Source organism: Deltaproteobacteria bacterium (genome assembly GCA_026129095.1).
Lineage (GTDB): Bacteria > JAGRBM01 > JAGRBM01 > JAGRBM01 > JAHCIT01 > JAHCIT01.
In genome coordinates, this window is the sequence record JAHCIT010000001.1 from 200,928 (window position 1) to 226,064 (window position 25,137).

24 protein-coding genes are annotated in these 25,137 nt (G+C 57.1%); 4 read left to right on the top strand and 20 right to left on the bottom strand.

Annotated elements, in window-relative coordinates:
- Nucleotides 1-31: 31 nt before the first annotated feature.
- A complete protein-coding gene (locus KIT79_00865; GenBank protein ID MCW5827841.1) occupies nucleotides 32-439 on the bottom strand; it encodes a holo-ACP synthase in 408 nt (135 codons plus the stop codon).
- A gap of 4 nt (nucleotides 440-443) precedes the next feature.
- Nucleotides 444-920 (bottom strand): OsmC family protein, encoded by a 477-nt coding sequence (locus KIT79_00870; GenBank protein MCW5827842.1) that lies wholly within the window; start codon nucleotides 918-920, stop codon nucleotides 444-446.
- A gap of 566 nt (nucleotides 921-1,486) precedes the next feature.
- Between KIT79_00870 and KIT79_00875 the strand changes: the two genes are divergently transcribed.
- Nucleotides 1,487-2,638: a Fic family protein gene (locus KIT79_00875; GenBank protein ID MCW5827843.1), complete on the top strand. Its 1,152-nt coding sequence runs from the start codon at nucleotides 1,487-1,489 to the stop codon at nucleotides 2,636-2,638.
- Nucleotides 2,639-2,682: 44 nt separating this feature from the next.
- Here the strand turns inward: KIT79_00875 and KIT79_00880 are convergent, their stop codons facing one another.
- A complete protein-coding gene (locus tag KIT79_00880; GenBank protein MCW5827844.1) occupies nucleotides 2,683-3,843 on the bottom strand; it encodes a Fic family protein in 1,161 nt (386 codons plus the stop codon).
- Nucleotides 3,844-4,209: 366 nt separating this feature from the next.
- Here KIT79_00880 and KIT79_00885 point away from each other — a divergent pair, with 366 nt between their 5' ends.
- Entirely contained in the window at nucleotides 4,210-5,940 is a 1,731-nt protein-coding gene (locus KIT79_00885; GenBank protein MCW5827845.1) for an SWIM zinc finger family protein, read from the top strand.
- A 7-nt stretch (nucleotides 5,941-5,947) separates the two neighbouring features.
- Here KIT79_00885 and KIT79_00890 read toward each other — a convergent pair whose 3' ends face one another.
- From KIT79_00890 to KIT79_00945, 12 genes are all read right to left on the bottom strand, one after another.
- Nucleotides 5,948-7,195: a type II toxin-antitoxin system HipA family toxin gene (locus KIT79_00890; GenBank protein ID MCW5827846.1), complete on the bottom strand. Its 1,248-nt coding sequence runs from the start codon at nucleotides 7,193-7,195 to the stop codon at nucleotides 5,948-5,950.
- Between the two features lie 2 nt (nucleotides 7,196-7,197).
- Nucleotides 7,198-7,395 (bottom strand): helix-turn-helix domain-containing protein, encoded by a 198-nt coding sequence (locus KIT79_00895; GenBank protein ID MCW5827847.1) that lies wholly within the window; start codon nucleotides 7,393-7,395, stop codon nucleotides 7,198-7,200.
- 342 nt (nucleotides 7,396-7,737) lie between these two features.
- Nucleotides 7,738-8,343, bottom strand: coding sequence for a type IV toxin-antitoxin system AbiEi family antitoxin domain-containing protein (locus KIT79_00900; protein MCW5827848.1), 606 nt, complete (start codon nucleotides 8,341-8,343; stop codon nucleotides 7,738-7,740).
- Nucleotides 8,253-8,543 carry a hypothetical protein gene (locus KIT79_00905; protein MCW5827849.1) on the bottom strand — a complete coding sequence of 97 codons (291 nt, stop codon included), beginning with the start codon at nucleotides 8,541-8,543 and terminating at the stop codon, nucleotides 8,253-8,255. Before KIT79_00905 ends, KIT79_00900 begins: the two co-directional genes overlap by 91 nt.
- Before the next feature lie 60 nt (nucleotides 8,544-8,603).
- Nucleotides 8,604-9,026, bottom strand: coding sequence for a hypothetical protein (locus KIT79_00910; protein MCW5827850.1), 423 nt, complete (start codon nucleotides 9,024-9,026; stop codon nucleotides 8,604-8,606).
- A gap of 56 nt (nucleotides 9,027-9,082) precedes the next feature.
- A complete protein-coding gene (locus KIT79_00915) occupies nucleotides 9,083-11,668 on the bottom strand; it encodes a DEAD/DEAH box helicase family protein (protein ID MCW5827851.1) in 2,586 nt (861 codons plus the stop codon).
- A gap of 3 nt (nucleotides 11,669-11,671) precedes the next feature.
- Entirely contained in the window at nucleotides 11,672-13,777 is a 2,106-nt protein-coding gene (locus KIT79_00920; protein ID MCW5827852.1) for a site-specific DNA-methyltransferase, read from the bottom strand.
- Between the two features lie 307 nt (nucleotides 13,778-14,084).
- Nucleotides 14,085-14,477 carry a hypothetical protein gene (locus KIT79_00925; GenBank protein ID MCW5827853.1) on the bottom strand — a complete coding sequence of 131 codons (393 nt, stop codon included), beginning with the start codon at nucleotides 14,475-14,477 and terminating at the stop codon, nucleotides 14,085-14,087.
- Nucleotides 14,478-14,603: 126 nt separating this feature from the next.
- A complete protein-coding gene (locus tag KIT79_00930; protein MCW5827854.1) occupies nucleotides 14,604-15,458 on the bottom strand; it encodes a GIY-YIG nuclease family protein in 855 nt (284 codons plus the stop codon).
- A 73-nt stretch (nucleotides 15,459-15,531) separates the two neighbouring features.
- On the bottom strand, nucleotides 15,532-16,041 hold the full coding sequence (locus KIT79_00935; GenBank protein MCW5827855.1) for a hypothetical protein: 510 nt from the start codon (nucleotides 16,039-16,041) through the stop codon (nucleotides 15,532-15,534).
- Complete coding sequence (locus KIT79_00940; protein MCW5827856.1) at nucleotides 16,041-16,556, bottom strand: hypothetical protein; 516 nt, start codon at nucleotides 16,554-16,556, stop codon at nucleotides 16,041-16,043. The genes KIT79_00935 and KIT79_00940 overlap by 1 nt, the downstream gene beginning before the upstream one ends.
- A gap of 23 nt (nucleotides 16,557-16,579) precedes the next feature.
- Nucleotides 16,580-18,433: an ADP-ribosylglycohydrolase family protein gene (locus KIT79_00945; protein ID MCW5827857.1), complete on the bottom strand. Its 1,854-nt coding sequence runs from the start codon at nucleotides 18,431-18,433 to the stop codon at nucleotides 16,580-16,582.
- Between the two features lie 355 nt (nucleotides 18,434-18,788).
- On the opposite strand from KIT79_00945, the gene KIT79_00950 reads away from it, so the two are divergent.
- Nucleotides 18,789-19,856 carry a PcfJ domain-containing protein gene (locus KIT79_00950; GenBank protein ID MCW5827858.1) on the top strand — a complete coding sequence of 356 codons (1,068 nt, stop codon included), beginning with the start codon at nucleotides 18,789-18,791 and terminating at the stop codon, nucleotides 19,854-19,856.
- Here the strand turns inward: KIT79_00950 and KIT79_00955 are convergent.
- From KIT79_00955 to KIT79_00965, 3 genes are all read right to left on the bottom strand, one after another.
- Entirely contained in the window at nucleotides 19,811-20,029 is a 219-nt protein-coding gene (locus tag KIT79_00955) for a hypothetical protein (protein ID MCW5827859.1), read from the bottom strand. The genes KIT79_00950 and KIT79_00955 overlap by 46 nt on opposite strands.
- A gap of 521 nt (nucleotides 20,030-20,550) precedes the next feature.
- Nucleotides 20,551-21,570 carry a hypothetical protein gene (locus tag KIT79_00960; GenBank protein MCW5827860.1) on the bottom strand — a complete coding sequence of 340 codons (1,020 nt, stop codon included), beginning with the start codon at nucleotides 21,568-21,570 and terminating at the stop codon, nucleotides 20,551-20,553.
- A 126-nt stretch (nucleotides 21,571-21,696) separates the two neighbouring features.
- Complete coding sequence (locus KIT79_00965) at nucleotides 21,697-21,972, bottom strand: hypothetical protein (protein ID MCW5827861.1); 276 nt, start codon at nucleotides 21,970-21,972, stop codon at nucleotides 21,697-21,699.
- 320 nt (nucleotides 21,973-22,292) lie between these two features.
- Here KIT79_00965 and KIT79_00970 point away from each other — a divergent pair, with 320 nt between their 5' ends.
- A complete protein-coding gene (locus KIT79_00970; protein MCW5827862.1) occupies nucleotides 22,293-23,312 on the top strand; it encodes a WYL domain-containing protein in 1,020 nt (339 codons plus the stop codon).
- 37 nt (nucleotides 23,313-23,349) lie between these two features.
- Here KIT79_00970 and KIT79_00975 read toward each other — a convergent pair whose 3' ends face one another.
- Nucleotides 23,350-24,078: a hypothetical protein gene (locus tag KIT79_00975; protein MCW5827863.1), complete on the bottom strand. Its 729-nt coding sequence runs from the start codon at nucleotides 24,076-24,078 to the stop codon at nucleotides 23,350-23,352.
- 110 nt (nucleotides 24,079-24,188) lie between these two features.
- On the bottom strand, nucleotides 24,189-25,136 hold the full coding sequence (locus KIT79_00980) for a hypothetical protein (protein ID MCW5827864.1): 948 nt from the start codon (nucleotides 25,134-25,136) through the stop codon (nucleotides 24,189-24,191).
- Nucleotide 25,137: the final 1 nt, after the last annotated feature.

Consider the following 25,137-nt stretch of genomic DNA (forward strand, 5'->3'; position numbering starts at 1 on the left):
CCGGCAGTCTGGGGCTTCCTTATGATCGATGTCAGGCCAGTTTTCCGTGCTCGATAACAACAAAAGCAGCCGCAATACCGCCGTCATGGGTAATCGAAAGATGCACACGCAACATGCCAAGTTTCCGGAGTTCCGATCCGAGCCGCCGGGAAAAGACGAATTCGGGTGCTCTCCGGCCAGTCGAGCGGATCTCCAGGTCTTTCCAGCCAAAACGCCGTTGCAGTGGCCCCGCTGATTTGTAGAATGCTTCCTTTGCGGCCCAGATTCCGGCCACACGTCGCCACCGGGCGCTTTCAGTCAGCCGTAAAGCACTTCGATGCTCGCTGGCAGTGAATGCAGTATGCATAACTGCCGGCCGCCGCATGCAGGACCGGCGGAGCCGGCTCACATCGACAACATCAATTCCAATGCCCGAAATGGAAACATCTGGATACCCCATGATCTCAGCCAGCGACGACTATCCTGGCCTCGACCGCAACAGGGAAATTCACCGAGTTCATGATGAAACATTGCTGATGAGCCTTCTCATGCAGGGATAGTGCCCGGCTTTCGTCGTCGACGCTGGCGATAGTTACCCTCGGACGCAGGGTGGCATGGGTAAACTTCATGACTTCTCCAGACTTTTCGAGCGTACCGGATATTTCGTCTTCATAGGCCAGCACCCTCACCTTCGACAGGGAACAGATGGCCAGATAGGTAAGTGCATGGCAGGCGGCGAGGGACGCCATGAGAAGATCTTCGGGGTTGTGTTTTGACAGATCGCCCTTGTAGCCCGGCGCGGCGCTGGCGGTAATCGGTGCTTTGCCCTGCACTTCCAGCGCAAGATCGCGGGAGAAGCTACCATAGTCGAAAGCAGTACCGCTGGCACCTCCGGTCCATCTCAGCTTGCATCGGAACTCATGGGAAGCTGCTTCAGCCATTGGCTATTACCTCCAAACAAGACACTATCCCTGCCCCCGAGCAGTTCCAGAAGGACTTTTGTCACTGTCTGATGACGATGCCTTGCCGACCGGAAGCGGATGTCCGAACGGAATAAAGAATCTGGTGGAGGCGCCGGGAATTGAACCACCTGGGCGCTGCCACATAGATGAGCAATTTCGCGGTCTTGGCCAACTAACTGCAGAATTTTGCTTAGTAATTTTTCCGATCCAGTTTGCCCGATTCTGGAGCAGTCGGAACCCGTCGGACGGGCTGGCGGCACACTGACGGCACATCAACGGCGCACAACACACCGGCGTCGCATGCACGGCGCCGGGTTAGATACCCGGCGCCGTCGGATCTAGTTGGACGAGCTGGCGGCACACTGGCGGCTCCTGGTTGCCTGTTTTTGCGCGTACTAAAGAGCCGATTACCGCTCCACCGATGTATTTTGATTGCCCTCAACCGCCCGTTCTTCAAAGTAAAGGATCCTTTACTTTGCCGGATGCTTAGTAAAGGATCCTTTACTAGCGAAATCCGTTAGGAAAGGATCCTTTACCAAGCTGCCATGCGCACGTCCGGCCACAACGAGGAAACTGCTGTCGCAGGCGAGAAGGTCGGCGCGTTTGTTCCTTTACCCCTGCCCCCCAAGGATCCGCCTTTACGCATCGAAGGCGAACTGGCTACTGCACTTCAGCGGGCCGAACAGTCCCTTGCACGGCTTGAACTGGCTGGTGAAATGATCCCTTCAAAGGAGTGGTTCCTGTACGCTTTCATGCGAAAAGAGGCCGTTCTGTCGTCCCAGATCGAGGGTACGCAGGCGACTCTGATGGACCTCCTCAATTTCGAAGCCGGCGGATCGCTTTCCGGCGCAGACGAAACGGATATTCTGGAAGTCTGCAATTATCTGGATGCGCTCAAATACGCCCGGGCCGAGCTCGCCAAAGCGACAGGTTTACCTGTTTCTATGCGGCTGCTGAACGAAACCCACAAACGTCTTCTCAAAGGCGTGCGGGGCAGGAGTAAACAGCCCGGCGAAATCCGTCGAAGCCAGAACTGGATTGGCGGCAATCGGCCGGGAACTGCTGTATTTGTACCTCCGCCCCCACATCGGCTCGCCGGACTTCTCAGTAACCTGGAAAACTACATCCACAAGGACGATGCACTTCCTCCCCTCGTCCGGGCCGGACTCATCCATGTACAGTTTGAGACCATACATCCCTATCTCGACGGAAACGGACGTATCGGACGGCTCCTGATCACGCTTCTCCTCGAAGAATGGAAACTGCTTTCCGAACCGCTCCTTTATCTGAGTCTTTATTTCAAACGGAACCAACGTGACTATTATGACCGGCTGAACCGGGTGCGAACCCAAGGCGACTGGGAAAGCTGGCTGGGCTACTTCCTTACTGGAATTGCAGAAATTGCCGATGAAGCAGTGGACACTTCACGAGAACTGTTCGCAGTCGTCAGCCGCGACCGGGCGAAACTGCTGAAGGCAAAGGACAGCTCGGTAATGAGTATCCGCCTGTTTGAAGAACTCCCGCGCCGTCCGGTGGTCACGATGCCGGCCGTCGTGAGGGCTCTGCAAACGACCAAACCGACTGCGGCCAAGGCAATCAACGTCCTTGAGAGCATCGGTATTCTGATTGAAGAAACCGGCCGAGGACGCGACCGGACCTGGAGATACAAGCACTATCTGGACCGCCTGGGCCAGTAACATAGCCATGACGGTCCCTGCCCTTTGGCAGGAGATCTAAACCATCAGAACCGGTCGGGGAAAAGCCCCGGAAGCCACCGCGATGCCAGTCTGGCCGGAAACACAAGTCGTAGTGGCGAACGCGGGCTTTCGGATGACAGAACGCCGTTCTCCACCAGCGAGGAAACGATCCGGCGGCCGTGGCGGTCGCTGGCACCAACTACGGAGGCGATGTCGGAGCGAGGCAGCTCCCCCCGGTACAGAATCGCATCCAGAACGCTACCGGATTTAGGCGGAAGCCGTCCCAAGCGGATTTCTTCTTCCACCCACAGGCGGATTCGAACGCTCAGACGCTCCGGCTGCACCAGTTCCCCCATAAAGGCGACCTGATCACGGCAAACCTCCAGGAAGAACCGGGTAAAGTCCGCAAGCGCCTCCTCGCTCAGGTTTCCCCGTCCGTCGAGACTGTTCCGCCGCGGTAGATCGCAATTGGCCAGAAGACTCTTGTATTTCTCCACGCTCCGGGCGAGCCCGCGGGCGACCGACCAGACCCCGCCCGTGTCGAGCGTCTCCAGCAGCATTCCATGCGACATCAGCCGTGCGACACGTCCGTTTCCATCCAGGAATGGATGAACCCATAACAGGCGGTGATGGGCAGCAGCGGTCGAGACAATCAAATCGACTTTCCCAAGCCGCACATAGGCCTCTTCGAAATGGGTCATAAACCGGGGCAGTGAACCCGGACTCACCGGAATATGGCCGCCGACTTTCACGTCGTGCTTCCGGAATTCGCCCGGTTCGACCCTGTGACGCTCTCCCGTTTGCGGATCCTCCGCCCACAGGAGAGTCTCCGGCAATGCTTCGCAGAACCGGCGGTGGATGTCGCGTATGCCATCCACCTTCGCCACACGGCCCGAAAGCCCGCCTTCGTCGATCCACTTCTGAATGGCGATATGCGCCTTCGCTCCGAACTGGAGATCCCGCTTGCGGCTGTCGTCGCTGTAGTCGTTATTCAGCGCCCGCTCGATATCGACCGGGTGAGTATCGTGGCCTTCGATGAGATTGCTGAAGTAGCAGTTCATGGACCGGACGAGAGCTGCAAGCGCAGCCCGGACACCAGCCGGCAGGCTGCTCCGAAAGCCGGCTGACCGGGCCGCAAGTTGCAGTGCCATATCCGACAAATCGGCCCGGTGACGGGAACCGTCGCCGATCCGCATCGGCTCCATGAGCGAAGGGTTTTCACCCCGGTCTTCAGCGGCCCGAACAGGCCGTTTTATGTCCGCTTTCGTGCCCACGATAATTTCATTATTATCATATACTTATACTATTTCATAGATCATCCATGTCCGTTTATTTGGCCGCTATTAGAGCCTTACATTGAGGCCGGAAGAGGCCGGTCCGTCGGCCGGGGCTTCTACGACGAAATAACTTGGGCTGTCAGCGAACATAAGCGGGTATCGCCTGTGCCTGTCCTGCGAATAGTATGAGATAAGCTGATACCAAGACCCTGATCGCTCACTTACGAAACTCAACCTGTGGTTAAGTAATGTGTGACGTTCTCAAGATCCAAATCTCCCCCTCCCCCGAGACAGTTGAAACGGACCAGCACCGCGAATTATTCCGCCGGAATGACGGGGCCTTTTCTTCCCTATGACCGCATCCGCGAGCTGGCGGGCGACCCGAAGATGTTCGCCCGCGGGGAGAAATATTTTGCCGAAGGGCAGGTGACGAAACTGGAACTTTCGGGGAACCGCCTGGCCGCCAGAGTCGAAGGGACCGATACCTACCGGGTCTCCATCAGCCTCGACGGCCAAAAGGTTTCCCATTCCTGCACCTGCCCCGTCGGGGATGACGGCCTGTTCTGCAAGCATTGCGTCGCTGCCGCACTGGCGGCGATGTCGGAACCGGATAGCGGTCGCGCCACGCCGTCCGCTGAGCAGTGGCTTCAGTCCCGCTCCCGTGGGGAGCTGCTGGAGATCGTCCTGGCAGCCCGGCACCAGAACCCCGAATTCGCCGATTACATCGACCTTCTGACCGAAACGTCATCGGAGAGCGGTACGGCCATCCTGTTCGACAAGCTTGAGAAGGCGTTTCTGTCCGGCGGGAAGTTCGTGAACTGGGCGCGGGCGACTGGCTATAGCCGCAAGATTCACCAGATCGTCGACTCCCTGGCGGAAGTGTTGCGCCGCGTCCCTCAAGACGAAATCACCGTTGAGCGGCTGGAATCCGCGATCAAGGCTGCGGAGAAACGCCTGGATGGCATCGACGACAGCGACGGGCAATACCATCCAGTCATCGACAGGCTCGAAGAGCTTCATCTGGAAGCCTGCCGGAAGGCCCGGCCCGACCCGGTGAAACTTGCCGGAAGACTTTTCCGGATGGAACTCCAGAGCGGCTGGGAAACCTTTGACGGCGCCCTGGAAACCTACCGGGAGGTTCTCGGAACACGCAGACTCAAGGAATACCGCAAACTGGCGGAGGCCGAATGGAAAACCCTGAAACCCATCGGCCCCGGCGGCAAGGATCCCGAACAGTATGGGCGTCGCGCCCGCCTCGAACAGGTCATGCTGAAGCTCGCGGAACAGGAGAAAGACTGGCGGCGGAAGGTCCGGATCCTCTCCCTCGACCTGTCGATGCCTAACCGTTACCGGAAGATATTCGAGTTGTGCCTCGAAAACGGAGACCGGGATTCCGCCCTCGAATGGGCCCGGCGCGGCTGGGAGGATCTGCCCGAATATCGCGACCACGAATTCGCCGTTTTTCTCTGTCAGGAGTATTTCCGCCGCAAACAGGCCGGCGACGCACTTCCCATTGCCTGGCAGATGTTCGAGCGGCATCCCGGTCTGGAAAGCTACCGGTTCCTGAAAGTTCAGGCGGACCAGGCGAAGCGGTGGACGGAATGGCGCGAACGCACGTGGGATCATCTTCAGGGGAAGACCATGCAGCAGGAGGCCCAAAGATCCCGTGGTGGCCGGTCCGCAGAGGTCGAAATCCTGCTCTGGGAAGGTAAACCCGAAGAAGCCTGGACAATCGCCAACGCCGGCGGCTGCTATGACTATTTATGGCAGCAGCTTGCGGAAAACCGCGAGAAGCCCCATCCCGATGACGCGGTTCGTATCTATCAGACCCAGCTCGAAAAAACGCTCCGCATCACGGGCAACGACAGTTACAAGGAAGCGGTCAGACTCCTGCGCCGGATCCAGCACACCCTGAAACCGGCTAAACGCACAGACGATTTCATTCAGGTTCTCGCGTCCGTGAAAACCGCGCACAAGGCGAAGCGCAACCTGATGAAAATGATCGACGCGGAAAAGTGGGATTGAGGCCGCTTCACAGCCCTTCCTGATGGGCTTCCAGCCATCCGGCCCGGCGCCGGATCTCCAGAATGATCTTCCGGATGATTCCCTTGCTGGCTGGTAGTCCCAGCTGGCCGGCGGCATTTGGAGCCTCCGTCATTACGCGGGCCGCCAGTTCCGCGCTCCGCTTCTTCAGCAAGGACGGCATCACCTTCACATCGGCCGCGAACTTGCGCCAGTGCTTTTCATGCACCCACTCAGCCCGGTATTCGCCGCCAATGGACATGGCCATTTTGGGGTCCAGTTCCCGGTAGACGGCCGTACTCAGCAGATCATAGAACGGCGCCAGCCGCATACGGCCTCCCTCACCGGCCAGCAAGGCCAGGTTCTTTCCATGGGCGTCTGCATTTCCAATCAGGAAATTGAATATCACCCAGTCGATCACCTTGAGCTGATCCACGCCCGGTACTGTTGTGTGCTGGTTAATCAGGTCGAAGATGTCCTTGAAACCCGGCCCTCCGTCCCGCTGGTACTTCTGGTCCGGAAGGACTCCAGCGAGCTGGCAGAAGTCGAGCTGATGCAAGCGCCTGATCCGGTTTTTCTCTATGGTCCGGTCGTACCTGCGAATCACCAGCACGTCCGGCGGCAAACGGACTGTTTCGGCCCCAACCGCATTCAGGCCGGCCCTGGCAGCAAGTGCCAGACAAAACGCCTCGTTCTCGACCGACTCCGGGATATCCGAAACGGGCTGGATTGCCGGTTTGAGAATATGAGTAGACGCCGCGCCGTCTTTCGGTAACGAGAACTTGCCGCCATCCCATTTCACCGGGATCTTGTCCTGCGCACCCGCCAGCGACAGCCTGAGTTCGCCGTGCTGCGCAAGTAACGGGAGCCGTTTCCCGAGCCGTTCGATATCCGCCCGGATCATGGCCGGAGAATAAGGCGCATAAGACGCCTTTCGCGTCCGCTTCACGCCACCCGGTGTGATCGAAAAGGCGCCGGCTGCGTCCTCCCCCAGCGCTTCCAGCTGGGCGTACAAGTCACCAGCCGGAATCTGCTTGAGCTTAAGGATTGCGGAAAGAACCGGTCCTTCCGGAAGCAGATTGCTGAAGAACAGAGCGACCGGGTCGTTGTCGTAAGGCTCCGGCCGGAGCGGAAGGCGGGGGCTCAGCGGAAAGGCCGCATCCGCCTTCAGCCAGGCGGGATCGTACGTGAACTGGAGCCGCCGCTTGTCAGCGATGATCGTGCCGACCGGTTCGGTTTCATGCCAGACCTTCAGCACAGCTATTTCTCCAGCGCCCTGAGCCGGAGCCCGAGCGCCCGCATCACCCGGCCGGTATTTCCAAGCGAAACGCCCGGCTTTCCGTTTTCCAGCTGGATGATGAACTCCCGCCCTACGCCCGACACGAGCGCCAGTTCCTCCTGGGTCATTTCCGCGCGGACTCTGGACGCGCGGATGGTATCGCCCAGCTCCAGCAGCATGGGGTCGTCCCCCGTCGTCGCATGGCGACGACGCTTGGGCATAATGTCTTCTTTAACCGACTTTCTCATCATAACGACCGGCTTCGCCATAGAAGTCGGCTATAGGCAACTTATAAAGGATAGCGGCCCGCAAAGCAAAGAGGTGGGGTATAGGCGACTTTTCTGGAAGGTGGTGGAGGCGCAGCTGATCCGAGAAGTCGCCAAAAGCCCTACCGATCCAGCAACATTACGAGCCCATGCCATGACATTTTGGGTTGGCTGACCTGACCTGACCTTGACCTTCCCCCCATTAACACTCGAAGTGGCTCCGAAAAGCAGGGTTGGTCACGGGATTCCTCTTCGTCACGTCATCGCCTCAAGGTACGGCCGCATCACGTTCTGAACACGGCAGACGGCAGCATACCGCCACAGATCATCGGTCTTTCCCCGGTATTTGCGTAGATAGTCGCGCAGGGCTTCGAGGGCGACTTCAAGCCCGATCTTGTTCCGGTACTTGAAACAATCAGCCACGGTCTTGGCTGCCGAATATATCCTGACATCAATATTTTCGATCCGGTGGAGTTCCACACCCTCGGCGAGCGCATTACCCGAAAACCGGACGATCCGAAGCGGCGGGTGATCGACCCTCGGTCGCTGCGCCTTTACATCGACTGCAATCCACACCTCAAATGGCGCCTGAGTGGTCAGGCCATGGAAACGAAGCGCAGACAGAAGGCATACCGTACCTTTCGGCACTTTTTTGCCCGCTTCCGCCAGGGAATGGAACTCCGTCACCCGGAATTTCGGGAGGCTATATAGACCTCGCCCTGTCCGATCGAGCTTGCCCTGCCGCACAAGCCGCTGGAGGTAGACCGGTGCTATCCCGTACGCCGCAAGGTCACGGGGACGAAACGCCCCCGATTTCCGGGCATATTGCAGGATTTTTTCGGACGGAGAATACGCAGCCATTCCTTACGTTTATAATATAGAGGCATATATAAGTAAATACCGGTATTTAATAACAAACGCTGCACGAGCTTTTTCAGGAATTGAACCAGCCCGATGTCGAACAAAATGATGAGTATGATGCGGTCTTGGCCAAGAACAGCGAAACGCTCAGGCATTGCCGAAGGCCCGGTCAGGGTCTTTCCCTGATCGGGCTCAGGCACTCACCACACGCAAACAGACCCACGTCATCGGGTAGAGTTTCCCGCTTACAAGAATAAGAGCTAGGCCGACATCAGTGTATCTTTTCTGCGATTCTCGCCCCGCCATTCTTTGCCCCGTTCATCCGTCATGATCACGGTAAAAACCGATGGACCGAGATGGCCGCCAGGCGAGTCGGGCCACGGCAAGACAATATCGAAATCAGCAGTCAGAGCCGCCTTAACGACCTTGGCGGGCGGAAATAGCTGATGTACGCTGCTTAGCAGGCTCTCTTGGCACATCCAGGCGAGATTCCGGTTCCGGGGAATGTCGAACTCGGGCGGATCGATTGTCAGCGAAAGCAGATCGATGGTCACTCGCTGAACCCGGTGTTCCCATGCCAAATACGCATAATGCTCCGCCGAGGCGGAGAGCTTGTCCGCAATACCGCCCGCGAAGCTTTTCAGGTAGCGGCGGCCGAGCGGTCGGCTGGGTCCGAAATCCATGCCCAAGCATTGGATATTGCGGTGACATGATATGTCACCGGAGCAACGTGATGAGGTCATGCATAGTCAGCAGCCAATAAGCCTTCGAACAAGCTCTTTGCGCCCGACGCTTTCATTACCGCCTGACGAACATCGGCACGGGTCAGATCCAGCACACGCAACTTGCCGCCAACTTCAGCAACCGATTCGATACGACGGTAAAAGCTTGAGTGTTCCTGTGCATAGGCAGCCAGCCCCTGAAGCTTGGGCAGCGCATCAGCCAGATGCAGTCCATGCGGATCGACTAAATCCGCAACCACCTTGCCATCCTGCTCAGCAAAGAAAATGAAATCCGGGCGGACGATCTTGAACTGTTCATCTTCGACGTAGGCGATCCCCAGCGAGGATTGCCCCGGCTGCTGCGGATTGCGATACCAGAAACGGAAACCGGCGCGATTGGACTCGGTCTCAACAACGGTGCGCTCCCAATCATTCAACTCGGCTGGGTATTTGCCGTCCTTGTCGGCAAGCAGATGGCGCTGCCAGGTTGGGAGCGTAATTATCTGGTCGTTTTCACGTGCCTTGGTGGCCTCATAGCGAGATTCAGGCTTGGCCAAATCCACATTCTGCGGCTCGGTGCTCATCTCCACAATCTGCCGGTAGGATTCCTTGCGGTCGTCCGAAAGCTTCTTGATCTGCGGCCCATAAGTCCTCAGCCATGCCTTTGCAAGCTTGTCGGCTTCGGCATCGAAGTATGGTTGAATCTCGGTAACCAAACCTAAACCCGCGACAGTGACACGAGCCTCGGTGATGGCCTCAAGAAACTCTTCTGGATCATCGTCCACGTTAGCGATCTGTTTCGCCAAATGCTCGACGTAGGTACGTGCGATGTCCGGACTGAAAATTCGCGCCGCGCGCCTGAAGGCATCGTCAACCACTGCGACATCTGCATCCTCCCAGAATTCGTCGAAAGTTTTCGCCTTGCCTTTCATATCAGTGACGACCGTCTCGCCATCCACTGTCAACACTGACTTGCGCTTGGCCTCGATCTTTTCTTTCTGAGTCTCCTGAAATGCGTCTAGAGCCTTGTGCATCACCCCATGGGCCAGCTTGCCCGCATCAGCAAGGATACCGTCAGATGCCAACTCGTGAGCCAATGCCGTCAAGCGTTTTGCCGGTTTCGCGCCACGCTGCGGGCGGGTTTGCGATGGCAAGGATTCGAAAGCCTCCCAAACCACTGCTGACGCGTCCGGGTGGGGCTTCACCTCCACATATTCGATGAGAATGCGACCGGAAGGCGGGGCCGAATCATCACCCTTCATCAAGACATCGACAACTTCTTCGACCGCTTTGCGGTTGAATTTCGGCAGCAAACAATCCACTGCATTCAGTCGGTCGTTGCCTGGAATGCGGCGAGCCAACGGCGAGCGCACCATCCGCCCCAGCAATTGGGTGATGTGGGTCCGATCGCTGGCGGCGCGGAAGGACACCATCACTTCAGCGCGAGGGCAGTCCCAACCAGTGCTGATGGCATCCTTGGCGATCAACACACGCACCCAGATGGAGTCCTGAACGCGTTGCGGCTCGATGTAAGGTACGTCGCGAGTTCCGAATCGTTGCGTGCTGTGTTCGCCAAAAACGTGCGCCACGCTAGCAGCCGGCAATTCGGGATAGCGCTCGAAGATGGTTTCCAGTGCCCGCCCAATCTCGTTCGGGTCAGGTGTATTGGGAACTTGCAACACCATCAAAGGCACAACGACGCGCGCTTCTTCTTGCTGCTTGGCGTATTCGTACCAGGCGACAGTTGATTCCTTCAGCTTATCCGTAGCACGCCGCACCAGTACGGTATCGAAATCACCGGTCTCTGTGGGAATGTCCAGCAATATGGTGTCTTTGATAAGGCCGGATTCCTGCACTTTCACCGCATCCACTACCACGTTTGGCAGCTTGCTGTGCTTACCCGCGGACTCAATGGCCTTGTTGAAACGCTCCACCGTCGCCGAAATTCCCCATATCACCGGTATGCCGGTCACACTGCCAGAGCCGTTGATCAGGCGCTGTACGATGGTGTTTTTTTCCTTAATCGTCGCATTGCCCATGCCACGGTGCGCTTCGTCCAGCACCAGGTACAAGGTCAAATCCGGATCGTCGATGGTGTTCTGAATCGTGTCCCATATGGTGTAGGCACGAAGGTCGGGGCGGATCGCCGGTAGCAATGCCCCCGCCCTGGCCTCCAATTCCTCAAGATCATGGCCGCGTACCAGCAGACTATTCTTGCTTAACTTCTGGGTGTTGAGAAAATAGATTTTACCGGCCTCAAATCTAGGGCGATTAAAGGTATTTTCCACCACAACCATATCGGTGTATTTGATGCGGTCGCTGGCTTCCATCAGGCGGAAGCGGGTCTGCTCGTTCAATGACGGATCATCGCTGAACCAGATCACCACAGCGCTGGGGTCGGCCTCAAAATCGAATTCGTCGTCGCCGTAAAACAGCGCCTCGAACGCAGCGGCCGCCATCACGGTTTTACCCGCACCAGTGACCGCAGTCAGAGAAAATGCCGTCTTATCGGACTCGCCATGCCATCGGCTGCGTGCTTTTCGAAGATGATTGAGGACATCGCGCACGGCGTCGCGCTGATAATCCTTGAGGGTAAACTTCATGCTTTATTCCCCGTTCACGAAGCTGAAATTGGACAGGTAGGACTCATACAGGCGCACCGGTTCCACCCCCTCGGGCAAACGCTTGGCAATGGACTGGAAACGCCGGTCGTCGTCCGTGACAATGTAGGCGATGCGCAGGCCGCTGGATTGTTTCACCGCTTGAACGAACGGAGTGGCTTGATCGACCTCGCTCAACAGACCATAGGTGTCCACCACCGCCCAGCCCCCGGCAGGTAATTTGTCAATGCGTCGGCCTTGGGCACCAGCCCGCAGCCAAAGCATGGGCGCGATGCGCGCATACGCCAGATTGTGGTTAACAGCGTTCCGGGCCTCATAGGTCAGGGTGAAGAACTCGGCGTTTTCCTCAAAACCTTCAGCCATCGGGAATTCGTCGGTGAACTTATAATCGCTCTTGATTGGCTCACCACCCGGGGTCTTGCCCGTGATCGCCGCCGCGACACGCGGCTTGGTGATGTAGTCGCAGATGCCATATCTTTCCCATTCGGCATCACCGGGACGCAGGCCCTTCTCACGTAGTGCCCTCTGTTCGTCTGCGGCAACCTCGTTATTGGTGACGGAAATGCACTGCCTGTGACCGCCATCCTGGCGGTTCAGGCGCATCACAGCGTGGGCTGTGGTACCGGAGCCAGAGAAGAAGTCGAGGATGATAGCCTTGAGTTTCCCTCGAACGGAAAGGCGAAGCACGTCTTCAACCGCATAAAGCGATTTTGGATAAGGAAACTTGCGTCCAGGTAGCAGCGTTTTAAGTAGCCCAGAACCATGTTCACTTGCACTATGGCTTACGTTGTCCCACAGGGTTCGAGGAGCCGAAACTCGCCCTCCTTCCTCAGGATAGTATACTTGCAATACACCGTCTGACGTCTTTCCTCGTACTTCCAACTCGCCAGCTTCAATTGCTGAAAGCTGCTCGGACGTTAGGTAGAATATCGGGAACTGCCCTTCAGTAAAGTTTACTCTCCCAACTTTAACTGCCCCGATTTTGATCAACTCCCTCAATCTTTCGGGAATGACTGACCATCTCCCATCTTCACCATCAGGACGGGGTGTGGGCCACACGGCAATGAGCCCTTTTTGTGGGGCCACAGAGTTTACGTCTTGTTCTATTGGCAAAGCATCGCCAACTTCAACAATTTTGCCTGCTCTATTGAAGTAGATCGGATAGAAGGCACCCGGCGATTTACTTCGGACGCCGTTCGCGCCCGTTCTCGTCAAACCTCGCCACCGAACCTCTGTTCCACCACTTCCTTCTTTGATATCCCCTACAATTCTAGAGGAGCCAAACTGTGCAACGAAGATGTACTCGTCCACACGCGAAAATCCATCGCGTGGTACTCCTTTCGGGTTGATAACCGACGAAATCATTTGAATTCGTGCTTCCGGAAATATCTGCTCCAGCAGTAACCCCAAACGCAGATATTCCTTTTCGTCAATGGTCACTATCAGCACCGAATCCGCCGGATTCAGCAGCACCTTGGCAACCTCCAAACGTCGCTCCATCATCGCCAGCCATTTGCTGTGGCGGTACTGGTCATCGCCCTCGACGTAGTCGTTGTTGTATTTCCAGTCCTTCGCGCCGGTGTTGTAGGGCGGGTCAATGTAGATAGCGTCCACCTTGCCCGGGTGCGTGTAGGTCAGCGCCTTCAGTACGTGATAGTTCTCGCCATTGATGACGGTGTGGAACGGCTTGTCGCCGCCGCGCGTAACCTTGCCGGTGCTGACCAAACCGGGATAGATCGTGTCGCGGAATTCAGCCACCACGACCAGATCTTCCAGTGATACCGATTGTGTCTCGGTTTCTGTTGTGTCCAGCAATTCCAAGTCGGCCAGATTCTTGGCTTTATTGATGACCTTAACCTGCCACAGGCGTTTGTCGCCTTTTTTGACCGAGCCGCGCTCCGGCAGCACGCGCACTTTATCGCCCTTGCGAACCGGACGCAGCGGCAACTCGACGGCCTCCGGGCAGTGACGCTCAAAGTTCAGGCCAAATGGCAGCCGGGAGGAAAGCGCCTTGAACTCACGCTCCAAATCCGCACCCAGTTGTGCGTCCTTCGACTTGGCTCGGGCGAGTAGATCAGTGAGTCGAGACACGTGGTTCCCTGCTTGTCGTGGTGTGCGGCGTGATGAATAACGCAATCAGCGCTTACTTGTTCGGAAATTTTTTAGTAATAATGGCAATTCAGCGATCCAGCTCAGTGTCGGCATCGAAACTCCCGGAGTATAGCTCTCGCTCGCCCTTCGACAGGCTCAGGGTGAGCTCATCAGGTATACCCGCAATCTTTCCATTTCTCCAAAGGAGGGCAAGCGGCGGGCTCCCCCGGCCCTTTGGGCCACTCTCCCTGTGCACAGTGACCCATACCTTCCTTTCCGGTCCGTTATAGAATTGAAAGAAGCCGGCCTATGACCTCACCCACGGATACCTTTTCAGAAACTCCCACTTCGGCCATCCGGCCCAGTCGGCCAGAACCGTCAGGACCCAGGGGAAGTCGGTCCGCTCGCCGTAGGCGAGGATGAACTCCAGTTGCTTCCGCACTTCACGATCCGTGACAGGGCGGCGATTGTAGAGAGCGACGTCGCGCAGAATCGCCTGTAACAGCCGGCGCTCGCCGGATTTTTCGGCAGCAGAAGCTGACCGCTTCATGGCGGCCTTCCACGATCGGCTATGGATACCTTCCGTCGCCAGATGGCCGCATTCGTGGATCAGCGTCTCCCGCCGGGCGATTGATCCCAAGGATTGGGCTTTCGGAAACAGGCCAATGGTGAACGTCTGACGATCAATCGCTGCAATCATACCGGGTGCCGGATGCGACGTGAATAGGAGCTTTACTCGTTTGGCCTTAGGCCACCAGGAGAGTGAGGTCTGCCGGATGTGGTCAAGATCGGCCTGCCAGATATGCCTTAACTTCATCAAAGACTACTAAGAAGTGACTTTCCCTTCTTCTACCGCCCCTAAGGTCTTACCATCCTCAGTCTTCCAGTCAGCGCGACCATTTGAAACACGCCCGAGCATCACACCGGCTGCAGTTGATGGGGAACCAAACTCATAATCTTGTATCAACTCATATTTTTCACCCTTTTCAGCCAACACCCCCTGCAAAATCAACGATGCCCGAAGCTCTGACAAATACCCATGCAACGAATCCGTTTGAGTTTTTGCTGCGTATGATCCGCTTCGAACAACGAACCCTGCCGATGATACATACCCCTTTGCCTGGATACCTCGGCCATTAAGCACATAATCGGCCACAGAAGATCCTCCAGCCGATGGGATCTGGAAAAAACTGTATCCGAGTGCGGATAAACACAAGAGGGTATTTTCTAAGAATGCTTCTGCTTGAGCTTCATCAGGCTCCGAGAGTGATGGCCGCTGCGGAGAGTTACCATTGTCAATTACACATTTCTTAGCCTGCTTCGAAAGCTCAAGTAGCCGCGCCTCAAGATATTGAATATGTGCTTTGTTTAACCCTTGGCTCAAGCTTGTAAATACGACAGCGGTTGTCCAGAAGTCCTTTTCTTTGATATGTTTATTTAAACGCTCTCTGACTGGGTCTCCCTCGCCAACATAGATTTGCTGCATTTGTGAATCACTACTTGGTCCCACAAGCAAGTAAACACCTGGTGAGCTGCATTCCTTTCGACCACTAGCATTCGGATACAGCGGTCTAGGGATCAAAAGCCCGAGACCTGACCAATTAGATTTTTCTACCGTTTTTAGTCCATCCGGATCACCATCCGGCATAAACATACGCACCCAGAAACCCGAGTTTTTCATTTTCAAAACTCCATTGATATATATTGCGATAATACAACGAAATATAGTCGTGTTTTCTTACGGCAAGCGCATATCATTTTTCGGCCTCAATCGTACCGTCTTCACCAACCCTGAGCGTCAGCCACTCGTACCGTTCCTTTTCGACGGCCTGGGCAACGCTCTTCTGGGCTTGGCGCTGTTCGTCTGACGGGCGGGTCCGGCGGTCGAGCAAGATCAGCTTTTCGACTCTCTTGTCGGTCTTGCCATCAAACACGACGAAATCGATCGGGTGAAAGATCACCTTGGCGTCATCTGGGTTCAGGCGTTTGGGCCGGAATATCCGGTCCACTGCGCGGATTGCCTTTTCGGCCGCCTGGCGGCCTTTGATGCGGGCGGCTTCCTTGATCTTCTCCCGGTCGTTGTCGAGACGGTCCTGCGCCGCTTCCACTTTGGCCCCTTCCGCTTCAAAGCGGTCCAGCCAGTCGGCTTTCGGGCGGGACTTTATGTAGATCTGGCAATCACTCAGCCGGAAAATCTCTCCACTATTCGGGCAGACCCCGAAAATGCTTCGCTGCATTTCGAACAGCTTCAGGAAGGGGTTCATTACTTAGCCTCCGGGTCGTAAACGTCCCATTCGACCCGTTTCTGCCCGACCAGATCGCGGATCTCCTTCTGGGTGCTGCTTAGGCGCGCTTGGCCGGTCTTTACGTCCACAAAGAAAATCCGATCCACGCGGCCCTTCTCGGAGAGCCCTTCAAAGATCACGTAGTCGATGGGGTCGAACAGCGAGCGGCAATCGCCCGGGTTGAAACGGAACGACTTCATGGCAGGAGCCAGCCGTTCCAGAACAAATCCGATATTCGCCGTGTGAGCGGCGGTTTCAGAACGCTGCCTCAGCCGCTTACGGTCTTCCCGTACTTTGTCACGGCTTTCCTTGAGGGCTTCGAGCATCCCTTCGTAAACACCCCGCGCCTTGCTGGTGAACTGGTCCAGCCAGAACAGCCCGGCGTGCTTGAGGGAGATCTCCTCCTGGCAGCACGGGCAGACCGCAAAAAACTTCCCCGACGACAGCGAACGGATCAGCTCCGCCGCCTCTTTGGGTACGACACTTTTAGCCATCGGTCGATTTCTCCGGCTTCCCGTCAGTCAATTCGGCTCTGATGGGACTTCAGTGTATTGAGACTGCTACCGATCCACAACAACCGCTCGGCCAGCTCAAGAGCGTCCACGGGCCAGAATTCGCATGGACGCGGACGATGAATCCGGCTCAGTCCATCGATCGGCCTGCAAGTGAGGATCCGGTCACGCCACTGTGCGGGGACGGCCTCGCGGCCGTAGACCGCCCCAAGCAGCGCGCCGCAGATCGCGGCGTTGGTGTCGGTGTCGCCGCCCCGGCGGACGGTGTCGATCACACCCGCCTCGAACGACGGCGCGTGCAATAACTGGTAAAAGGCATTCTGCAGCGCGATCAGCACCCAGCCCTGCTGGTGCAGAAAGTCGTCCGGTGGTCCCTCGCTCGCGGCCTGGAGAGTGCGAATGATCTCCGGCGACAACTCCTGCTCAGCGGCGTACTGCCCGCACCGGTCGAACACGACGTTCGCCGCACTGCCCCGGATCGCCTCGCGGATCGCAAAGGCAAAGAGGCGGTTCGCGTGGACACAGACCGGATTCGGATGGGTTAATTCCGCGTCTTCGCCCGCCCACTTGAGCGGAGCATCGGTATCTGCCGCTGCCGCGACAACTCCCAGGGGACTGATCCGCATGAGCCCGCCATTCGCCTGCGAATGAGGGGTGGCCGACTGGAGCGCCTCCGCCTCAGGGTCGCCGCCGTCACGGAGCGCCCGTGCGGCCAGCGCCAGAGCCTTCGCCGTGGTATTACCGATATCGAACGGCTTGGTATTGTACCAGTGAGCATATGCACGCGCCGCTGTTGCCCGCGAATATGTCCCGCTCTCCACAATCGAGCGCGCCAGCATCAGCGCCATTTCTGAATCGTCCGTCGGCTGTCCCGCGAGCGTCACCCAGGTTCCGCCTTCAAGCAGCTCCCGGGGACCGTCCGGGTACAACTTCGTGATGCTTTCCGGCCCCTTGAACTCGACGAGACTTCCGAGCGCATCGCCGGCGAACTGACCAAGAAGGCAACCCTGAGCGCGGGCGAGCTGTACGGGAGCAGTCTCCCGGTACACTTTCCCTTTTTCAGGCCGGATCAGGGGATACACGTCGTTCAGTGCCGATGGTTTGGCAAATACCCGCTCCCACGGTTTGCCGGCCAGTTTCTGAAGGTATTTCTCCCCGCCGCCGAAACACCGGCCTCCGCAACTGCTGCCGCCTGTGACGGAATAGGTAACAGGCTTGCCGCCAGCATTGATCAGCTCGCCGCCTGCGGCACGAATAAGCGCGTGCCCCGCCGCGTAGTCCCATCCGACCGGCCCGTTGAGCGAAACCGCCGCGTCGCCCTCTCCGGCCGCAACCAGCGCCAGCCGGTAGGCGATTCCGGGGACTGTCCGGAACCGCGCCGGAGCGGCAACTTCCGCATTGGCCATCGAGTTCTTGTCGGCGTCCTGGGAAACAAGAATGGTCGACTCCCGGCTGAGTTCATCCGCCCACTGGCGGATCACCGGCTGGCCGTTCCGGCGCAGCGGCCCGAAGCCTTCCGCCCAGGCGAACAGGTCTCCCTGATCGTCCGGGGCACAGAATGCGTAGATGACGCCTAGCACCGGCTCGCCTGCCCGGAGCAGCGCGATCGATACCGCCGAGCCCCGGTGGTTCTTCAGAAAGGCGCTCGTGCCGTCGTTCGGGTCCACCAGCCAGCAGTGCTGCTTGTCGTCTGCGGGCGTTTTCTTTGCACCAAGCTCCTCGCCGGTGTAGCCGAACCCGTTATCAGCGTAATCGGAGAACAGGATGCCGTAGATACACTTCTCGGCCTCCTTATCGATCTCGGCGTGACCGCCGGAACCTCGCGGACCGCCCTTCCGGTAGAACTCGTTTCTGAGCATCTCCCCCGAACAGACCGCCGCCTTCACCGCCAGCGGAAGCAGGTGCTCGTAGGACCGAAGATAGGTTTCCAGACCAGGCATAGACCCTCCCTGAATAGAGGGATCTTGGCATGGGCCTGTGACAGGTAGTGTCACAGTTCCATAGCCACTTTAAAACCATCCTTTTGGCCAAAATAACGGCTCGTTAATCCGTGACACTGTCTGTCACAGAGCGCCGCTATCGTTGTCCAGCCGACCAGAGAGATCTGTCGGCCGGAGTGTGCAGGCGATGGAAACGGTTCTCCAGGGCGGCAACCTGTATTTCAAAACCGGCAGGGAACTCATCTCTTTCGGTGCCTGGCCGCATATCCGGTTCATGCGGAAAAACCTGTCCGGGCGCTGGGAGAAGCTGGCCGATAGCGACGCCGACCAGCACCGTCCATTGGAGAACCAGTGGCAGTTCATGGCATGGCTCGAAACCTTTCCGGCCGATGTGCGGGACATCGTAGTGGATTCACCTTTTGATCCGTTCAGGTTCCTACCCGTGCTGTGTGCTTCAGGAACAGCCGGACTGGATCTTTACCGGACCGGTGGCAGTTTCTGGATCTTCGCCATTGCCCATTCGGACGAACTTGGCACTCCGGTCGGGTCCTCGGAATACTCCGGTCTCGTCCTGGCGAAACGGACCCGGATCGCCGAACGCCTTGGATTTCCTCCGACGAAACAGATGGCGAAAATTGCCGCAAAAATCGTAATTCAGACTTTCCCAGGGCCTTGGTTTCTGCCCCAGGCAAGGTCCGTGCTCAGGAATCCGGCATCTCTTGCGCTTTTGTCGCACGTGGAAACGGTTAGCTATTCATCGCTGCACGTATTGGGTTGCGGTATTCCACAACATTATCTGACCAGTACCCTGCTGGATGAAATCGCGAGGGACCATGAGAGCGGGTATGCGTCGAACCGCCTGCTCCTTTTGTACCAGACCTGGTCGAGAGTGCTTCCGGAGACTCCATTCCCGGTAATCCGTTCGATGCATCAGGCAGAGACACTTGCGCAAAGGGTCGGAGTCTCCGCCATTGATGACAACCGGGAATTCCCGGAATCCCCGATCTCCGTACCGCAGGGGATAAGCTATCTGGATTGCGCAAATGCGCTGCGTAGGGAGGGCCATCATCGGAAAAACTGTGTGGCCATGTATGTCGAAGAAGCCGTTTTCGGCCAGTCTTATTTTTTCAGCCTGCGACAACCAGAGCCCGCGACGCTCAGGATTGCCAAAGATCGAGGCACAAACTGCTGGAAAATCGTCGAGATCAAGGCCCCCTGCAACCAGCCGGTTAAGCCGGAGACCGTCGAATACGTCACGACGTGGCTGGATGAAGCCAGTCGAGAAATTACATCCGGTCAGTCAGGAAACAGTAGCGGGACTTTCAGATCCCACACTTCGTAGTCGTCCTGGAGCCGGTCAAATATCCGGACCGATACCGGCCGGCGGTGGCGGATCAGCATCCCGAGAATCAGCGCTTCTTCCAGCGTCGGTGTTTCGTATACCTCATCGACGCAGGGGTCCATCAGGCTCCCCTGATCGATTTCGATGACGTACCGGTATTCAGCCTCATCCATGCCGTCTTCCTTTCATAAAAAGTATGGCAGATGCCGGTGTCAGGCTGTGTCACCGGTTCAGGGTCTACCAGCGATACCCCAAGTCCTGAAACGCGCCCGAAGACAAATACCCATGAGGCGCTGACCGCCCGCTGAGAGCAAACTTGCTGGGCGCGGGGTTCGGGTGCCGCCGTAATTCCTCGTAAGCGCGCTGAATAAGGTCAACCGTCGGGGACGGGATCAGGATTGACGGTGCCTCCCATGCCGTGAGTGCAGCCACAACCGCTTCCGAGTCCGGTTTCTCTGTAACCAGTCCGAAGAACTCAGGTATATTTTCCGGCTGCCAGGTCCCCCACACCAGCGTCACACGTCCATGTAGCGGCTTCGGTAGCGATGGAACCCGCCATAGGTCGGAGGCTTTGCCTGACACTCCGGGAAAAACGAATACACGGACAAGCGGACAGTGAGACAAGATCACCGGAAGATCGTCACGCAGGTAACCGAGCATATAGGGACTATCCGTGATTTCCATTTCGAGCCTCCTATGAAATCAAGGGTGCCGTGTCACCGGTTCTGGACTGTATCTCCGGCCAGCGGTCTTTCACCCCAAGCTCCATCAGCCACGTCTTGACCACCGAGAGGGCGTCATCCGGGCCGTCCACGTCAGCAGCGATCTGGTAGAACTCCCGCCACCAGAGGCCGCAATGCCGATAATGCGCCTGCACCACTCCGCACTTGTCCCGGAACCCGAACAGGCTGAACGAATCAAAAAGCCTGACGAGAGCGGCACGGCCCGCCCGTCTTCGTGCATCTCCGGAAAGCGACACACCACCGGTCAGATCCGACTTGGCTGCTTCAATTATAGGCTTCAGCTTATCCGTCGGTTGATGCAACCGATCGCCTTCCATATGGATCCGGCCGAGCCTGAGGCACAGATCGAGCAATGCCCGGGAATACGATTCCTGTATCAGGATGGAGGGCCACTGCATCGCTTCAAACATGCCCTGCGTCGGATCGGCGTATTTGAAGATCAACCAGTCCCGGTTTCCTTCAGCCGAATTCACCTGGTCGAGGAAGGCGTCTATGGGATCGCCTTCCAGAGGGCTGGCAATGTATGAATAGGTGTTGGGATCCCAACTGAATCGCACAACTGCCCCGTCAGCAGCGATATGCAGCGCGCCCGTCAAGGATTCAACCCGCCGCACATCGGCCCATATTTCTGGATACCACTTCTGCGACGCAAGGGTCCGGGCGAACGGTTCAGCCGCCTGCCGAACGAAAAGCACTACTGCCCTTGTACGCCCTCCTCGATTGCACGGCCATCCAGGACACTCCGAATAGGGCGGGATGCCGTTGCACCTGAAGTAACCCACCGGCGGAGTATTCTTGCGCATCCATAAATCGTCTGCGACCCAGCGTTCGAATGAATCACGATCTGCCGACACTTTGACATAGGGAACGACTATCCCGGTATCGATACCCTTGGCCTCATCCAAAAGTCTCTGGATGCTGGCTCGAAGAACGGTCTCTTTTGCCGCTTCGGGAACGTCGTCGAATATCACGGTGCAACTCCTTTTAGCTCCTGGAATTTCTCTCGCGCCCCAGGTGCAATCCGGAAGAACAAATCCCCGGCGCGTATGTGATTATTATGGACTGCCACGGTGACAGGACGTGTCACCGTATTGACCTTATCTGCCCTGTTCTTCCGCAAACCGTTCCAGATAACGGACCAGATCCTCGTCACGGATGTGAAAAGGATCCGTACCCGCCGGAATTGCAGCCGAAACAATCTGAAGCATCCGCCCCTCCGGCCATTTCTCGCGGATGTTGAGCAGCAGTTCGGCCACGCGGATCACCTGCTGGGGATCACGGGCCTGCTGCTTCCAGCCGCCGGAGGATTTCATCTGCTCCAAAACACGCCGTCCTGCTTCGATCTGCCGTCTGGTTTCTTCGCCAATAGTCATCACGAGTCTCCTCTATGCACTGCTCTGCTGCCTCCACTTCCACCGGTCCATAAATCCTACCGTCGTAGGTCTCGCAGAAGCAGACCCGGCTGTTTCCCTCGCCGCGCTCGAAGCCGTAGTCGTCTCCGCAAGCCCTGTCGCAGGGGCCTTCGTCGCCGCAGGATAGGCCTGTCACTGCCAAAACCACCGCGATACCCCTCCACAACTTTTCTGGAATCATGCGGCCCCCCCCCTGCACCTGATAACGATACCAATAATGGTGACAGGATATGTCACCGGTTTTCGTTGCCCGTTTTGGTGAAACCGCATAGATTTCTTCTATGACAAGAAGGAAAGCAGTCCCCCGGAAGGCATCCCGCGAGGACTATTTCGAGCGGATCTGGAACCTGCTCCGGCAGATGGACGAGGCGGGACTGAACGGCGCAACCGTCGAGGACCTCGCCGGACATATGGCGGCGGTCGATGAGCGGACTGTGCGCCGCTATGCCGAGGATTGCGTCAAGATCGGCATCGTCGAAATCGTCCCGCCAAAAGACAAGCGGGAGCGCCGCCGTTACCGGATCAATGACGATACCAAACGGATGTGGCGGCTCAAGTTCGATCCCGTGGAAGTCGGATCGATCATCCTGGGCGAAACGGTCCTGCGCCGGTCAGGGCACGACCTGTATGCAAACGCGCTGAAGCGAGTCCGAAGCCGCATCGAGGAAACGGCAGGCCCCCTGCTCAAGAAGCAGTTTGACGGGCTCGACCGCACACTGGTTCTCACCCAGCCGACGCGCCTCGAAAATCTTCTCGTGCTGGAAAACCTCCACCGGGCACTGGCCGAGAGCCGCATCGCAGTCATTCACTACGAGAAACCGGGGGCGAAAGTCCGCCCGCACGAAGTGAAGCCCGTGGCCCTCATCGCCGGGCCGAACATGGCGGGCGGGCGGCTCTACCTGCTCGCCGATCATGTCGCCAAGGGATACCGGCTGGAGTTCGCCCTGCCGCGTATCCGGGATGTTGTCGTAACCGGAACCGCCTTTACGCCGCCCGATCCGGCATCGCTGCAGAAGGAACTCAGCGCTTCGTTCGGCGTGTTTGTCGGCGGGAAGCCGGAGAAAGTCCGCATCCGGTTCACCGGCAGCGCCGCCGCCTACGCCCAGGAACACCAGTGGCACCCGTCGCAGAAATTCCGCAAGATCAATGATACCGAGGTGGAACTCGTCATGACCTGCACGGTCACCGATCAGCTTGTCGGCTGGGTGCTGTCGTTCGGTAGCTCGGCGAAGGTGGTGGGGCCGAGGCGGCTGGAAGTGATGGTGAGGAATGAGGCGGGGAAAGTCGTCTCTGGTTGGTAATGTATGGCAATCACCCAAACACTCATGGATGAAAGCGTCACGAAACTCTATACGGTCCGATCGGCGGCCACACCAAGATTCCATTTAGCACTTCTTGTATTTTTTCTGGAAGGCTACCGAAGCCAAGGCCGGTATGTTTCAATGAAAGCGGTCCCGACGGATTTTGCGTAATGCCGCCAATGATCGAAGCATTTGATCTCGAATTTTTGAATTTCAGGTCATATTCCGTTGAGAGCTTTAGCTCTTGGGCATATGCACGCCGAACTCCGTGCATGAGAATCGATTCAACTTCTTTCCGCTTTTCTATCCTATCTTCTTTCCCATCGGCTGATTTTAACAGACCAAAAGAAAATACGTGTGAATAAAGATAGTCCTCAAACATACGCCGACGGCGCTCATCAAAGAAACGATCTTTCAAACAACCTTGATAATCCTCAGGGGATCTAGGCTGATACAGAAACGTGGTATTACGATCGTACTCTTTGTTAATTATAAATTTTTCCCAAAAATATAGTGGGTCATCATGCAGACGTATATCGAAAGCATTGTATCCACCAGTCAACTGAGTGGCGATGTGATGAGTAAACCTCGGCAGGAACCTTTTCGCCTGTCCGATATAGGTTATTCGAGGGACGATTCCATTGAATATCCATAGATACACCCCGCCACTGTTTTTTAATTGCTTCGCACAATAATCCAAATCTTTAGGCTCATATCCCTTGGTCCACTCTATCGTTATAGTTTCAATATTCTGCTGATCGGTCATCACTCCTCCATCAATTTCTCGCGAAGCTTCACCATCGCCAGCGTGTCCTAGCCACAGCAATCGCGAAGAGGACTCGGAAACCAGTCCCTATAATCGCAAACTCGGCGTCTTTAGCCATCCGACTCAATCCACTCCTCAAATCTCCCCTTGCCGCCCTCAAACCGCATGACACATTCGCCAGCCGGACCGCTGACGTTCCTCAGGACGGAGATCTTCATCAGGTTGTTCAAATTCTTATTCTTGGCTTCTTCCACTGTAACAAACAGTTCCGGCCGGTGCAGAAGGATCACCTTGTCCGCCGCGTCGGCGATGACCGTCGGGTTCCAGAAGTTCCTGAACGTCGGCGCTCCCATCAGATCTTCATTTTGCCGGTGCCTCAACCGGGTTCCGGCAATCACCGCCCATCCGCTGGCCTCCGCCAGCCCGCGCAGTTCGGCGACTGCCTCCGCAATTCGCTCCTTCCGTTTCATCGTGGACGATTCATAGGCATTGAACGGGTAGTGGTCTTCGAGCCGGTCAACAAACAGGATTCCGGGCCGGGATCTACCCTCTGCATCGCTTTTCATCTGGTCCATCTGGCTTGCCAGACTCCATACATCCTGCGGCCTCCTGGGACTGAAAGCGATGGGATAACCGGATATCCGGCGGCGGGATTCATTCAGCGTCTCGGTATCCGCCCCGCGCAGTATCTGCATGGCTCCCAGTCCGCTGTCGATCGATAGCATCTGGAGCATCCACTTCTCCGGTATTTCGTCGGTGAGCGACACCAGCACCGGAGTAACCTCCGAGGGCGGGAGATTCCGGGCAATCAGGTTACGAATGATGCCGATCATGAAAGCGGTCGTGCCTGTTCCCGCAAATCCACCGACAACGGTCAACTCACCGGGGACGAGCCCCCCGATAATCCAGTCAAGCGAGTTAAAACCGGTCTGGATTTCCGCTGACCGGCCCTCGCACCTGTCCTGGATTCTGCCAAACAGACGTTCGAGCACGCCCGATGCGTCTGTCCGGCCTGTCAGGCGACTTGTTGCCGGTATTACGGTTTCTGCCGCTTCCATG